At 70.9% G+C, this 14,414-nt stretch carries 11 protein-coding genes; 10 read left to right on the top strand and 1 reads right to left on the bottom strand.

The annotated features are described in order from the left end of the window. Positions 1 to 126 precede the first annotated feature (126 nt). The 6 genes from B146_RS0116310 (at position 127) to B146_RS0116285 (ending at position 8,460) form a co-directional block, all read left to right on the top strand. A complete protein-coding gene (locus B146_RS0116310; RefSeq protein ID WP_019997538.1) occupies positions 127 to 1,080 on the top strand; it encodes a LysR family transcriptional regulator in 954 nt (317 codons plus the stop codon). Positions 1,081 to 1,158: 78 nt separating this feature from the next. Further along, positions 1,159 to 2,949, top strand: a complete 1,791-nt coding sequence (gene gcl, locus B146_RS26390) for a glyoxylate carboligase (RefSeq protein WP_040408655.1) — start codon at positions 1,159 to 1,161, stop codon at positions 2,947 to 2,949. 64 nt (positions 2,950 to 3,013) lie between these two features. Next, entirely contained in the window at positions 3,014 to 3,823 is an 810-nt protein-coding gene (hyi, locus tag B146_RS0116300) for a hydroxypyruvate isomerase (protein ID WP_019997536.1), read from the top strand. After that, the gene (locus B146_RS0116295) at positions 3,820 to 4,701 is read left to right on the top strand and encodes a 2-hydroxy-3-oxopropionate reductase (RefSeq protein WP_019997535.1); all 882 of its coding nucleotides are present in this window, start codon (positions 3,820 to 3,822) and stop codon (positions 4,699 to 4,701) included. Before hyi ends, B146_RS0116295 begins: the two co-directional genes overlap by 4 nt. A gap of 90 nt (positions 4,702 to 4,791) precedes the next feature. Further along, positions 4,792 to 6,984: a malate synthase G gene (locus tag B146_RS0116290; RefSeq protein WP_409359847.1), complete on the top strand. Its 2,193-nt coding sequence runs from the start codon at positions 4,792 to 4,794 to the stop codon at positions 6,982 to 6,984. A gap of 234 nt (positions 6,985 to 7,218) precedes the next feature. After that, a complete protein-coding gene (locus tag B146_RS0116285) occupies positions 7,219 to 8,460 on the top strand; it encodes a glycerate kinase type-2 family protein (RefSeq protein ID WP_026358666.1) in 1,242 nt (413 codons plus the stop codon). A gap of 108 nt (positions 8,461 to 8,568) precedes the next feature. On the opposite strand, the gene B146_RS26385 is transcribed toward B146_RS0116285, so the two are convergent. After that, on the bottom strand, positions 8,569 to 9,252 hold the full coding sequence (locus tag B146_RS26385) for an ArsR/SmtB family transcription factor (RefSeq protein ID WP_040408654.1): 684 nt from the start codon (positions 9,250 to 9,252) through the stop codon (positions 8,569 to 8,571). A 204-nt stretch (positions 9,253 to 9,456) separates the two neighbouring features. On the opposite strand from B146_RS26385, the gene B146_RS0116275 reads away from it, so the two are divergent. The 4 genes from B146_RS0116275 to B146_RS0116260 are packed head-to-tail and all read left to right on the top strand — an operon-like array spanning position 9,457 to position 14,403. Beyond that, a complete protein-coding gene (locus B146_RS0116275) occupies positions 9,457 to 10,176 on the top strand; it encodes an ATP-binding cassette domain-containing protein (protein ID WP_202814997.1) in 720 nt (239 codons plus the stop codon). A gap of 3 nt (positions 10,177 to 10,179) precedes the next feature. Continuing rightward, entirely contained in the window at positions 10,180 to 10,998 is an 819-nt protein-coding gene (locus B146_RS0116270) for an ABC transporter ATP-binding protein (RefSeq protein WP_019997530.1), read from the top strand. A 55-nt stretch (positions 10,999 to 11,053) separates the two neighbouring features. Beyond that, complete coding sequence (locus B146_RS0116265; RefSeq protein ID WP_019997529.1) at positions 11,054 to 12,568, top strand: ABC transporter substrate-binding protein; 1,515 nt, start codon at positions 11,054 to 11,056, stop codon at positions 12,566 to 12,568. Further along, positions 12,565 to 14,403, top strand: a complete 1,839-nt coding sequence (locus B146_RS0116260; RefSeq protein WP_019997528.1) for an ABC transporter permease subunit — start codon at positions 12,565 to 12,567, stop codon at positions 14,401 to 14,403. Before B146_RS0116265 ends, B146_RS0116260 begins: the two co-directional genes overlap by 4 nt. Positions 14,404 to 14,414: the final 11 nt, after the last annotated feature.

Raw genomic sequence — 14,414 nt, 5'->3', positions numbered from 1 at the left:
CCGGATCGGCCGCTCCTTCGAGCCGACACGAAAGGGCCTCCGGGCCCTTTCTCTCGTTTCATGCGGTGCGCTCGGCTGAGGTCGGATGCGCGCCGGTTCCGCGCCCGCACGGCAGGAGGCCTCTTCTTGGATCAACTCGCGAGCCTGCGCATCTTCGCGCGCGTCGTGGAACTCGGCAGCTTCTCGCGAACCGCCGACAGCCTCGATCTGTCGCAATCCACCGTCACCAAGAACGTCGCCTGGCTGGAGGCGCATGTCGGCGCGCGGCTGATCAACCGCAACACGCGCGGCGCGCATCCGAGCGAACTCGGCCTCGCCTATTACGAGAAGTGCAAGGCGATCCTGGAGCTGATCGACGGGGCGGACGATCTCGTGCGGCGGCAGGACGCCCATCTCGAAGGCTCCTTGCGGCTGTCGACCTCCGTGGCGCTCGGCGAGGCCGTGGTCGGGCCGATGCTCGTGCCCTTCATGCGCGCCAATCCGCGCCTGCGGATCGAGCTCGTCTGCGAGGATGCCTATGTCGATCTGATCGCGCGGGGCATCGACGTCGCCCTGCGCATGGGGCGGCTCGAGGATTCCTCGCTCGGCGTGCGGCATCTCGGCGTCAACCCCTGGGTCATGGTGGCCGCCCCCGCCTATCTCGCGCGGCGCGGCGCGCCAGCCGCCCCGGCCGACCTCGTCGACCACGACTGCATCACCTATTCGAGCGTCCATGGCGACGCGGTCTGGCGGCTGCGCGGCGAAGGGGGCGAGGACGAGCCCCGCGCCGTCAGCGGCTTCTTCCGCTCCAACAACCTGCCGGCGCTTCTCTCGGCGGCGCGCTCGGGGCTCGGCGTCGCCATCCTGCCGCGTTACGTCGCCGAGGACGCGCTGGCATCGGGCGAACTCGTGCGCGTCATGCCCGGCCACGCGCTGCCCGAACAGACGCTCACCGCCGTCTTCCCCTCGCCCCGGCTCGTGCCGCGCAAGGTGCGCGCGCTGATCGACCATCTGGCGCGCCATTTCCAGGGCGAGTGGTGGAGCAGCGAGCGCGCCTCCCCGTCCGGCCATTCCCCGTCCGGTCATTCCAGGCAGGAATAAATCAAATCGGCGCGTCGCACTTCTGCCCGTGCCGCCGGGACCGCACAGTGAGGCCTCACCAAGCGATGGGAGGTCAACATGGCGAGAATGCGCGCAGTCGATGCGGCGGTCTTGGTTCTGGAGCGCGAAGGGGTGGACTGCGCCTTCGGCGTGCCCGGCGCGGCGATCAATCCCCTCTATTCCGCCCTCAAGGCGCGCGGCAGCATCCGCCATATCCTGGCGCGCCATGTCGAGGCCGCCTCGCACATGGCCGAGGGCTACACGCGGGCGAAAGCCGGCAAGATCGGCGTCTGCATCGGCACGTCCGGCCCGGCCGGCACGGACATGATCACAGGCCTTTATTCGGCTTCCGCCGATTCCATCCCCATCCTCTGCATCACCGGACAGGCGCCGCGCGCCAAGCTCCACAAGGAAGACTTCCAGGCCGTCGATATCGAGGCCATCGCCAAGCCGCTCGCCAAATGGGCCGTGACCGTGCGCGAGCCCGCGCTCGTGCCGCAGGTCTTCAGCCAAGCCTTCCACCTGATGCGCTCGGGCCGGCCCGGCCCGGTTCTCGTCGATCTGCCGATCGACGTGCAGCTCGCCGAGATCGAGTTCGACATCGACAGCTACGAGCCGCTCGCGCCCCACAAGCCGGCCTGTTCGCGCCGGCAGGCCGAGCGCGCGCTGGCCATGCTGAACGAGGCCGAGCGCCCCCTGATCGTGGCGGGCGGCGGCATCATCAACGCCGATGCGGCCGACCGGCTGGTGGAATTCGCCGAACTCACGGGCATTCCGGTGATCCCGACGCTGATGGGCTGGGGCGCGATCCCCGACGATCATCCGCTCATGGTCGGCATGGTCGGGCTGCAGACGAGCCATCGCTACGGCAACCGGACCTTCCTCGCCTCCGACTTCGTGCTCGGCATCGGCAATCGCTGGGCCAACCGGCATACGGGCTCGATCGAGGTCTACACGCGCGGCCGGCGCTTCGTTCACGTCGATATCGAGCCGACGCAGATCGGGCGGGTGTTCGGCCCCGATCTCGGCATCGTCTCGGATGCGGGCCTGGCGCTCGACATGTTCATCTCGGTCGCGCGCGAGATGAAGGCGCGCGGAAGCCTGCGCGATCGCTCGGACTGGGCCGATCAATGCGCCCATCGCAAGGCCAGCATGCTGCGCCGGAGCCATTTCGATCAGGTGCCGCTGAAGCCCCAGCGCGTCTATCAGGAGATGAACGAGGCCTTCGGCCGCGACACCTGCTACGTCACGACGATCGGCCTGTCGCAGATCGCGGGGGCGCAGTTCCTGCGGGTCTTCGAGCCGCGCAACTGGATCAATTGCGGGCAGGCCGGCCCGCTCGGCTGGACCCTGCCGGCGGCGCTCGGCGTGCGCGCGGCCGACCCCGACCGGCGCATCGTCGCGCTGTCGGGCGACTACGACTTCCAGTTCATGATCGAGGAACTGGCGGTCGGGGCGCAGCACAAGCTGCCCTTCCTGCATGTGGTCGTGAACAATTCCTATCTCGGCCTGATCCGCCAGTCGCAGCGCGGCTTCGAGATGGATTTCGAGGTGAGTCTTGCCTTCGAGAACATCAACGCCGCTCCGGGCGAGGACGCGCTGGCCGGCTACGGCGTCGATCATGTGGCGGTGGCCGAAGGGCTCGGCTGCAAGGCGATCCGGGTGCGGAGCCCGAACGAGTTCAAGGACGCCTTCGCGCGGGCCGAAGCGCTGATGGCCGAGCACCGGGTCCCGGTCGTCCTCGAATTCATCCTGGAGCGCGTCACCAATATCGCCATGGGCACCGAGATCGACGGGGTCAACGAGTTCGAGGACATCCTCTGCCTCGACCCTTCGCTGACGCCGGCCCCCGCCCTCGCCTGCGCCTGACCGACAAGGCCGCCCGGCATCCGTGCCGGGCCACTCGCCCCTCCGACCCCTCAGGAGACCCCGCGTGCCGAAATTCTGCGCCAATCTCACGATGCTGTTCAACGAACACGACTTTCTCGACCGCTTCGCGCACGCGCGCCGCGCGGGCTTCGAGGGCGTCGAGTTCCTGTTTCCCTATGCCTTCGCCAAGGAGGAGATCGCGAGGCGCCTGGCCGACAACGGCCTGACGCAGGTGCTCCACAACATGCCGGCGGGCGACTGGGCCAAGGGCGAGCGGGGCCTTGCGATCCTGCCCGACCGCCGCTCCGAGTTCCGGGCCGGCGTCGCGCAGGCGATCGACTATGCCGCCGCGCTCGGCTGCGGCCAGGTCAACTGCCTCGTCGGCGTCGCCCCGGAGGGTGCCGACCCGGCGCGCCTGCGCGAAACCTTGGTCGAAAACCTCGCCCATGCCGCCGCGGAGCTGAAGCGCGCGGGCCTCCGCCTTCTGATCGAGCCGATCAACACGCGCGACATTCCGGGCTTCTACCTGAACGGCACGGTTCAGGCCCTCGCCCTCATGGACGAGGTCGGGTCGGACAATCTCTTCCTGCAATACGACATCTACCACATGCAGATCATGGAGGGCGATCTCGCCCCGACGCTCCAGGCGCATCTCTCCCGCATCGCCCATATCCAGATCGCCGACACGCCCGGCCGCCACGAACCGGGCACCGGCGAGATCAACTATCCCTTCCTGTTCGATCACCTCGACCGGCTCGGCTACGCGGGCTGGGTGGGCTGCGAATACAAGCCCGCCGGCCGCACCACGGAGGGGCTCGGCTGGTTCGAACAGGCGAGAACCCAAGCCCAGCCATCCCGGAGGAAAAGCGCATGACGACGATCGGATTCATCGGCCTCGGCACGATGGGGCGCCCCATGGCCGCCCATCTCCTGAAGGCGGGTCACACGCTCCTTCTCAAAAGCGGACGGCAGGTGCCCGCCGACCTCGTGGACGCCGGCGGCAAGGCCTGCGCCAGCGCGCGGGAGGTCGCGGAGGGCGCCGAGATCGTCGTCACCATGCTGCCCGACACGCCCGATGTCGAAGCGGTTCTCTTCGGCGAGGGCGGCGTTGCCGAGGGGCTGTCGCCCGGCAAGCTCGTGATCGACATGAGCTCGATCTCGCCGATCGCGACGAAGACTTTCGCCGAGCGCATCCGGGCGCTCGGCTGCGACTATCTCGACGCGCCCGTCTCGGGCGGCGAGGTCGGCGCCAAGGCCGCGAGCCTCACGATCATGGTCGGCGGCCCGGACAGCGCCTTCGAGCGCGCCCGCCCGCTTTTCGAGGCGATGGGCAAGACCATCACGCTCGTCGGCGAGAACGGCGCGGGGCAGACCACCAAGGTCGCCAACCAGATCATCGTCGCGCTCAACATCGAGGCCGTCGCCGAGGCGCTGCTCTTTGCCTCCCGCGCGGGCGCCGACCCGGCGCGGGTGCGCGAGGCGCTGATGGGCGGCTTTGCCACGTCCCGCGTTCTGGAAGTGCATGGCGAGCGCATGGTGAAGCGCAGCTTCGCGCCGGGCTTTCGCATCGAGCTGCATCAGAAGGACCTGAACCTCGCGCTCGAGAACGGGCGCGCGCTCGGCGTGCCGCTCCCCAACACGGCGGCGACGCAGCAGCTCTTTTCCGCCTGCGCCGCGCAGGGCGGCAAGGGCTGGGACCATTCGGCGGTCATCAAGGCCCTGGAGGGGATGGCCGCCCACGAGATCGGCTGACGAAGCCGAGCCACGCCGAAGCGGCCCCGGCCGCTTCGCATCCGCATATGCCGGACCGGCCGAGCGCAAGGCAGGCCGTTCCGTTCAACCATGGGAAGACGGACGATGACCGAGGTGGTCAAAATCGAACAACTGACGATCGCGCGCGAGCTGCGCGATTTCATCGAAACCGAGGCCCTGCCCGGCACGGGCGTCGAGGCCGCGGTCTTCTGGCGCGCGCTCGCCGCGATCCTCACCGATCTGACGCCGCGCAACCGCGCGCTTCTGGCGGTGCGCGACGACATGCAGGCGCAAATCGACGCCTGGTGCCGGGCGCATCGCGGCCAGGCGGTGGACGGCGCGGAAGCCGAACGCTTCCTACGCGAGATCGGCTATGTCGTCCCGGAGGGCGAGGCGTTTTGCGTCGAGACGGCGAATGTCGATCCGGAGATCGCCGCCATCGGCGGGCCGCAGCTCGTCGTGCCCGTGCTCAATGCCCGCTTCGCCCTGAACGCGGCGAACGCCCGTTGGGGCTCGCTCTATGATGCGCTCTACGGCACGGACGCGATTTCCGAAGAAGACGGCGCGACGCGCGGCGGCGGCTACAATCCGACGCGCGGCGCCAAGGTCGTCGCCTGGGCGCGCGCCTTTCTCGACCGCTCCGCGCCCCTCGCCGGGGCGTCGTGGACGGACGCCACGGGCTTTTCGGTCGAGGGCGGCACGCTCACCGTGCGGCTGGAGACGGGCGAAACCGGCCTTGCCTCGCCCGAGCAGTTCGCGGGCACTCGCGGCGCGGCGGACAAGCCCGACGCGATCCTCCTCCAGACCAACGGCCTCCACGCCGAACTGGTGATCGACGCCTCGACGCCGATCGGCCGTCTCGACCGCGCGGGGATCTCCGACGTGATCCTGGAGAGCGCCGTCACGACGATCCAGGATTGCGAGGATTCCGTCGCGGCCGTGGATGCCGAGGACAAGGTCGCCGTTTATCGCAACTGGCTCGGCCTCATGAAGGGCGACCTAGCCGAGACCTTCGAGAAGGGCGGCAAGACGCTGACGCGCCGGCTCAACCCCGACCGGGACTACACGGCGCCGGACGGCTCGACGCTGACGCTGCCCGGCCGCTCGCTGATGCTGGTGCGCAATGTCGGCCACCTCATGACCAACCCCGCCGTGCTCCTGCCCGACGGCTCCGAGGCGCCGGAAGGCATTCTCGACGCGATGATCACGACGCTGATCGCGATGCACGATCTCCGCAAGACGGAAGGGCCGAGGAACAGCCGCGCCGGCTCCGTCTACATCGTGAAGCCCAAGATGCACGGGCCGGACGAGGTCGAGTTCGCCGACGAGATCTTTGCCCGCGTCGAAGCCGCGCTGGGTCTTCAGCCCAACACGGTCAAGATGGGCATCATGGACGAGGAACGCCGCACCACGGTGAACCTCAAGGAATGCATCCGCCGCGCCCGCAAGCGCGTCGTCTTCATCAACACCGGCTTCCTCGACCGCACCGGCGACGAGATGCATACCTCGATGGAACTCGGACCCATGATCCGCAAGGGGGACATGAAGGCCTCCACCTGGATCAAGGCCTACGAGGACCGCAACGTCGACACCGGCCTTGCCTGCGGCCTGAAGGGCCATGCCCAGATCGGCAAGGGCATGTGGGCCATGCCCGACAAGATGGCGGCCATGCTGGAGCAGAAGGTCGGCCACCCCAAGGCCGGCGCCAACACGGCCTGGGTGCCTTCGCCGACCGCCGCGACGCTGCATGCGACGCACTATCACGAGGTGGACGTCGCCGAGGTGCAGGGCAAGCTGGAAGGCCATCCGCGCACGCAGCTCACCGACATCCTCACCATTCCCGTCGCCGTGCGCCCGAACTGGACGCCGGAGGACGTGCAGGCCGAGCTCGACAACAATGCGCAGGGGATTCTCGGCTATGTCGTGCGCTGGGTGGACCAGGGCGTCGGCTGCTCCAAGGTGCCCGACATCAACGATGTCGGCCTGATGGAGGACCGCGCGACCTGCCGCATCTCCTCGCAGCACATCGCCAACTGGCTGCTGCACGGCGTCGTCAGCGAGGCCCAGGTCGTCGAGACCATGCAGCGCATGGCGGCGGTCGTCGATCAGCAGAACGCGGGCGATGCGGCCTACGAACCGATGGCGGCGGATTTCGAGGGCTCGATCGCCTTCCAGGCCGCGCTCGATCTCGTCTTGAAGGGCCGCGAACAGCCGAACGGCTACACCGAGCCCGTCCTGCATCGCCGCCGCTTGGAGAAGAAGGCCGCCGGCCGGCGCGGCTGAGCGGCGATGCCGAAGCCTCGGACCCGAGAGGGTTCGAGGTTTTTCGCCGCGTAGCGAGACGAGACCCGCCGCAACGGGCCTTCGCAACGCTCTGACCGGCGAAGGCCCCGGCCAGCCGACCCCGCGAGAGTTCGGCCCCGGCACTTGCAGCTTGAAGGGGCGCGCCATTCGTGCGCCCCTTCGCCCGGCGCGAATCTGCACGCTCGCGCCTGTCACGAGTTCTGGGAGGATGCCGTGAGCCGGTATGACGCATTGCGGGCGCGAGCCCTCGACCTGTTCCGCGCGGGCGTCGAGGCCGCCGATCCCTCGCATTCCGTTGTGCGATCGCTGCGCGAGGCCCCGCTGCCGGCCCCCGGCCCGGGCGGGCGCGTCTCGGTCGTCGCCTTCGGCAAGGCGGCGCCCTTGATGGCCAGGGCCGCGCTATCCGTGATCGACGCGGACGAGACGCTGATCGTCACCGTGGACGGTCTTGCGGTGGATCTTCCGGGCGCGGACGTTCACTTCGCCTCCCACCCCGTCCCGGACAAGCGGGGCGAGGCGGCGGCGCGCGAGGTTCTGCGCCGCGCGCAGGCGCTCGGGCCGCAGGACCGGCTGCTGGCGCTCGTGTCGGGCGGCGCTTCGGCGCTCCTGCCGGCGCCGGTCGAGGGCGTGTCGCTCGCCGACAAGATCGCCGTCAACCGCCTGCTTCTCGCCTCTGGGGCGGAGATCGGCGAAACCAATCTCGTGCGCCAGTCGCTGTCGCGCCTCAAGGGCGGCGGGCTCGCCCGCGCCGCCGCGCCGGCGGGCATCCTGTCGCTCATCCTGTCGGACGTGGTGGAAGGCGATCTCGGCATCGTCGCGAGCGGCCCGACCGCCGCTCCGCTCGGCTCGGAAGCCGACGCCGCCGCGCTTCTGCGCCGGTTCGGCCTCTGGGAAAAGGTGCCGGACACCGTGCGCCGCCATCTGGAGCGCGCCCATCCGCCCCGCTCTCTGCCGCCCGTGGACAATCGGCTGATCGGCTCGAACGCGCTGTCGCTCGCGGCCATGGCGCGGGCCTGCGCCGGGGCGAAACAGGTCGCCGAGCCGCTCGTCGGCGACGTGTCGGATGCGGCGGAAACGGTGCTCGCGCACTGGCCGCAGCCGGGCGGCGCGGTTCTCTTCGGCGGCGAAACCACGGTGCGGATCGCCGGCGACGGGCTCGGCGGGCGCAACCAGGAACTCAGCCTGCGTGTCGCGGCGCTCGCGCGGGCGCGCGGCCTCCCCGGCGACTTCGTGTTCCTGTCGGGCGGAACCGACGGGCGCGACGGGCCGACCGATGCCGCCGGCGGCCTCGTGGACGGCGCGACGCTCTCGCGGATGCGCGAGGCGGGCGTCGATCCGACCGAAGCGCTCGCCCGCAACGACAGCTATCACGCCCTGAAGGCCTCCGGCGATCTCATCCTGATGCCGCCGACCGGCACGAATGTCGCCGACCTCCAAGTCCTGCTGCGTCTCTAGCCTGCCCGAAGGCGCAGACGACGGCGCCACGGGGCGCCGCCGCGTTCGGCGGGTCGAAGGGCCGGCTTGGAGCGCCTAACAATACCCCGGAGGTTTTGTTGGACGCTCTCAGGCGCGCACGATTTCCAGCGGGCCGTGATCGTCGCAATGGTCGCCATGCTGGTGGTGGAGGCGGCCGTTGACGAGATAGTCGATATGGTCGCCGTGCGGCACGGCCTCGTGGCCGCAGCCCGGGCCGTGCACATGGCCGGCCTCGTGGCCTTCGTGGCCGTTCTCGGGCGTGCAGCGCGACGGGTTGGTCTCGCTCACCTCGATCACGTGCTCGGTCACGCCGTCGCCGTCCGGATGGTGCAGATGGCCGTCGTGGAGATAGTCCACATGGTCCTTGTGCTTGACCGCGATGTGCCCGCAGGTCGGGCCATGCTCGTGCGGATGCTCGTCGTGGGACAGATGGTCGTGGCTCATGGAATCGTCCTCGGTTGGCGGGTGGTCATGGGCGCAGCCAAGCCCGTTGGCATGGTCGATGGCGGCGCGGATGATCTGAAGAACATGGCTGTCGGCGAGCCCGTAATGGATCGACTGGCCGGTGCGGCGGCGGGACACGAGCGCGGCGGCATGGAGCACCTTCAGCCGTGCCGAGACCGTCCCGACCTTTTCCTCGCTGAGCGCCGCGAGCTCCGTCACCGTTCGCTCGCCCGTCGCCAGGATCAGAAGCGTGCGCAGGCGTTGCGGGTCGGAAAGGGAGCGCAGGAGTTCGGCACCTCGCTCCAATTGTTCCTGATCCACCTGCATCGCCACCTCATGTTCTATAGATCGATAGAATAATGGATCATTGCGGCCGGGTCAATGCACAGCTAACGAATCACAGCATCGGTCTTGTAATAATATAACGTATCGGTTATCGCGGCGCCGAACGGAGCGTTTTGCGTGGCCTCTTGCCCTCTTTCCATTCGGGATCTGTGCCTGGACCTTTCCGGGCAGCGGATTCTTCGCAACGTGTCCTTCGCGATCGGGGCGGGCGAGCGCGTCTGTCTCCTCGGCGCCTCGGGCTCGGGCAAGTCGCTGACGGCCGGGGCCATCGTCGGGCTCCTCGCGCCGGACGCGCGCTGCACGGGCCGCATCGAGGTCGCCGGATGCGACGTGACGGGCCTGCGCGTGCCCCAGCGCCCGCGCGAGGCGCGCGTCGCTCTCGTGTCGCAGGACTCGGCCTCGGCGCTGAACCCGCTCGTTTCGATCGGCGTCCAGCTCGCCGAGCCGCTGCGCCGCCATGCCGGCCTTTCGAAGCCCGAGGCGCGGCAAGCCGCGCTCGATCTCCTGCGCGCTGTCGATCTGCCGGCGACCGACGCCTTCCTGAGGACGAGCCCGGCCGAAATCTCGGGCGGCCAGCGCCAGCGCGTCTGCATCGCCGTCGCGCTCGCCTGCCGCACGCCGCTCGTCGTCGCCGACGAACCGACCACCGCGCTCGATCTCGTCACGCAGGGCAAGGTGCTCGGCGTGCTGCGCGAGCGGACCGGCGGCGAGGCGGGGCCGGCGCTGCTTCTCGTCACCCACGATCTGTCGGCCGCATCCATGACCTGCGAACGCGTTCTGGTTCTCGCCGAAGGGCGGATCGTCGAGGATGGCCCGATCGAGGCCATTCTGGCGCGCCCCGCCCATCCCTTCACCCGCGAACTGGTGGCCTGTTTCGAGGCCGACCGGCTGCCCGACGCGGCCTGAGCGATGACCGGTCCCAGCCTCAACGCGGACGGCTCGCTCCTGTCCGTCCAGGGTCTCGCCCGCAGCTATGTCGAGCCGGCGCCGGCCTTCTGGCGACGCGCCCGGCGCCGTCCGGTGCTTGCCGACATCGACCTCGCCATCCATCCGGGCGAGCGCGTGGCGCTGATCGGCGCGTCGGGCGCCGGCAAGACGACGCTCCTGCGCACGCTGCTCGCGATCGAGGAGCCCGATTGCGGCCATATCCTGTGCCAGTGCCAGCCGGTGAAACCGGCGGGCCCGGCGGCGCTGCGCTGGTATCGCCGACAGGTCCAGTACATCCCGCAGGACCCCGCCGCCTCGCTCGACCCGCGCATGAGCGTCCTCGCGCAGGTCCGCGAACCCCTGCACCGGCTGGATGTCGATTGCGACTGCCGCTCGCGCGCCGCCGAGGCGCTGGCCTCGGTCGGGCTCGGCCCGGAGTTCCACGAGCGGCGGCGCGCCGAGCTTTCCGGCGGTCAGGCGCAGCGCGTGGCGATCGCCCGGGCCATCGCGACGCGCCCCGCCCTCCTCGTCGCGGACGAGCCGGTGAGCGGGCTCGACCTGCCGATCCGCCGGCAGGTGTCGGACGTCCTCCTGCGCCTGTCGAAGGCGCGCGGCACCGCGCTTCTCGTCGTGTCGCACGATCTCGCCTCCGTCGCGCGTCTGTGCGAGCGCATCCTCGTCATGAGCGAGGGGCGGATCGTCGAGGATCGCCCGACCGGCGAGCTCGTCGCCGCGCCCCGGCATCCGAGCACCCGCGCCCTGGTCGAGGCCGCGCGCCTTGCCCATTCCCGCCCCGGCTGACGCCGACCGCTTCTTTTTCCCTTCTTCGACCGACCCGTTTCCTGGAGGACCCGCCATGGCCCATCCGACGACCTCGCTTCTCCTTCGCCTCGCCACCGCGCTGTCGCTCGGGGCCGGCGCCCTCGCGCTGCCGGGCGCCGCCCTGGCGCAGGAGGCCGCCACGGCGCCCCGCGCGCGCCTCGCCATGCTCCAGCCGCCGCGCTCCGGCCTGTCGCCGCTTTCCGACGACGCGTTCAAGCTGTCGCGCTGGAGCGCGGCGGAAACGCTGGTGCGGCTCGACGCCGACGGCACGCCCCAGCCGCTTCTCGCCACCGGCTGGGAGCGCCGCGACGACCGCACCTGGCGCTTCGCGATCCGCGAGGGAGTCCTGTTCCACGACGGCAGCCAGCTCACGCCCGAGCGCGTCGTCGCCTCGCTGGTGGCGGCCACCAAGGCCGCGCCCAAGCCCCGCATTCTCGACGGCGTCGAGCTCGAGATCACGGCGGACGGCGACGGCGGCGTCATCGTGCGCAGCGCCGCCGTCGATCCGCTGATCCCCAACCGCCTGTCGAGCCCGCAGCTCGCGATCCTCGCCGAGCGCGCCTACCGCGCGGACGGGCGCGTCAGCCCGATCGAGGCCGGCACCGGACCCTTCGTCCTGAAGGAGATCAACGGCACGACCAGCGCCCGGCTCGACCGGTTCGACGGCTATTGGGGCGAGCCCGCCCGGCTTTCGGGGATCGACGCCGACTACGTCTCGGACGGGACGGCGCGCGCGGCGGCGCTGCGCACCGGCGTCGCCGACATCGTGGAAGCGATCCCGGTGTCGCAGGCGGCGCTGATCGACCCGGCCCTGATCCACGAAGTGCCGATGCCCCGCACCAACACGCTCTATCTCAACACCAAGCGCGGCCCCTTCGCCGACGCGCGGCTGCGCCGGCTCGCGGCCGGGGCCGTGGACCGCGCCGCCCTGGTGCGGATCGTCTACGAGGGCCGCGCCGACGTCGCGAGCGGCCTTCTCGGACCGGCCCTGCCATGGGCGGCCGGGCTGCGCGGCAAGCCGGAGGCGAGCGCGCCGCAAGGCGACGCGGGCGGCGCGGAGATCGTGCTCGCGACCTTCACCGACCGGGCCGAGCTGCCCGAGGTCGCCGTCCTCCTCGAACAGCAGCTGACGGCGGCCGGCTTCCGCGTGCGCCAGGACGTGCGCCAGTATCACCAGATCGAGGCCGACGCCCTCGCGGGCCGGTTCGACGCCTTCATCCTGTCGCGCGCCACCGTGCTCGATTCCGGCGATCCGGTCTCCTACATGGTCAGCGACTTCTCCTGCGCCGGCTCGTTCAACATCGCGCAGCTCTGCAACGCCGATGTGGACGCCACGCTCGCCCGCGCCAGCGCGCTGCCCGCCGGCCCCGAGCGCCAGACGGCGATCATCGAGGCGGAAGCCGCGATCCTCGCCACCGGCGCCGCCGTTCCCATGCTGCACGAGCGCGTCATTCAGGGTGAGCAGGCCGGCGTTTCGGCGGCCGCGCGCGATCCGCGCGAGCGCGAACTCGTCCGGCCCGCGACCGCGATCGCCGCAAAGGCGCAATGACCGACGCCGTGCCTCCTACTGCAACACCGATCCTCGGGACGTCGCGCGCGCTCGCGCGGCGTTTCTCGCCGTTCCTGCCCGCCCTGTCGCGCGCGGTGACGCTTCTCGGCGTCCTCGTTCTCGTCGCTCTCCTGCCCTGGCTTTCGGGGCGCGACCCCGCGCTCTCGATCCTGCGCGCGCGCTCGGGCGACCAGGAAGCCACCGCCGAGGCGCTCGGGGCCATCCGGGCGCAGCTCGGCCTCGATCGCGGGCCGTGGGAGGCGCTTCTCACCTGGTTCGCCGGCCTCGCGCGGGGCGATGCCGGCACGTCCTGGATTTCCGGCGCGCCGGTTTTGCCCGGCATGATCGAGGCGACCGGCACGTCGCTCGTCCTGATGGCCTGCGCGCTGCCGGTGGTCCTCCTCGTTCTCGCCCTCGTCTGCGCGCCGACGGTCCGCGCGGGGCTCGGCGGAGAGGCACGGCGCGGCTCGGGACTGGCGGGCGCGGTGTTCACCTCGCTCCCCGAATTCGTTCTGGCGACCTCGCTTCTCGTGGTCTTCGCGGTCTGGCTCGGCTGGTTCCCGCCCTATGGCTGGACCGACTGGCGCCATGTCGTCCTGCCCGCGCTCGCCATGGGCCTTCCCGCCGGCGGGCTTCTCGGACGGCTGTTCTCGGACGGGCTCGCCGCGACCTTCTCGGAGCGCTGGGTCGCGACCTGGAGCATCGCCGGCTTCTCGCGCGGGCGCATTCTTCTCGCGGTCGTCCAGCGCACCCTGCCGGGCCTCCTGCCGCAGGTCGGCATGGTGCTGATCGGGCTGACGGGCGGCGCGGTGGCGGTGGAGCAGGTCTTCGCCATTCCGGGCCTCGGCCGCGCGACGCTCGGCGCGGCGACGGCGCAGGACCTTCCCGCGCTCCAGACCGGCATCCTCATCCTTCTTCTTCTCGCGGTCGGGCTCGGCTCGCTCGCCAATCTCCTGTCGGCCCATCTCCTGCGGCCCGCCCTGCGCACCGGCTCGCTGCCCGTCGCCGCCCCGGAGGCGGTCTCGCGCCCGGCGGCGCTTCTCGTTCCGGCGCTGGCGCTGGCGCTGCTGGCCGTCCTGATCCTCGCCGGTCTCGGGCGCGACCCCTTCACCTCGGCGCATCTGAGGCTCGAAGCGCCGAGCCTCGCCCTGCCGCTCGGGGCGGACGGCACGGGGCGCGATCTTCTGGCGCGCGTCTCGCACGGCGCCGCGAGCACGATCGTCACGGCCTCGATCACCGCCGGTCTCGCCCTCCTGATCGCGCTTTTCGCCGGCTCCATGCCGCGCCTCATGGCGGGGCCGATCGAGATCACCAAGGCGACGCCGCCCATCCTCGCCGGGCTCTTCGTCGCCGCGATCACGGGGCCGAGCCAGAACGGGGCGATGCTCGCCGTCCTTCTGACCGCCTGGGCGCCGCTCGCCGCCCATGTCGCGGCCCTGTCGAAGGAGGCGCGCGCCCAGCCGCATGTGCGCATCGCGCCCTTGCTCGGCGTCGGCCCGGTGCGCACGACGGTCCGCTACGTGATCCCGGCCCTGTTCGGCCCGGTCCTGCGCCATGCCATGCTGCGGCTGCCCGGCATCGCGCTGGCGCTCGCCGCGCTCGGCTTTCTCGGCCTCGGCGCCCGTCCCCCCGCGCCGGAATGGGGCCTCGTGCTGGCCGAGGGCCTGCCCTATGTCGAGCGCGCGCCCTTCGCCGTCTTCGTGCCCACGGGGGCGCTCGTGCTTCTCGCCGTCTTCGCGGTGTCCGCCGCCAGCCTCAGGGGCCGGCGCTGGCGGGGACGAGCGCCCGAACCGCGCCGGAGCCACGCCGGTTCGAACCCGGTCGCGGACATCTGACGCCCACCGCC

The sequence above is a fragment of the Aureimonas ureilytica DSM 18598 = NBRC 106430 genome (genome assembly GCF_000382705.1).
GTDB classification, from domain to species: Bacteria; Pseudomonadota; Alphaproteobacteria; order Rhizobiales; family Rhizobiaceae; genus Aureimonas; species Aureimonas ureilytica.
Note: the sequence above shows the minus strand (reverse complement) of the source record. Positions and strands in the feature narration are given on the sequence as shown.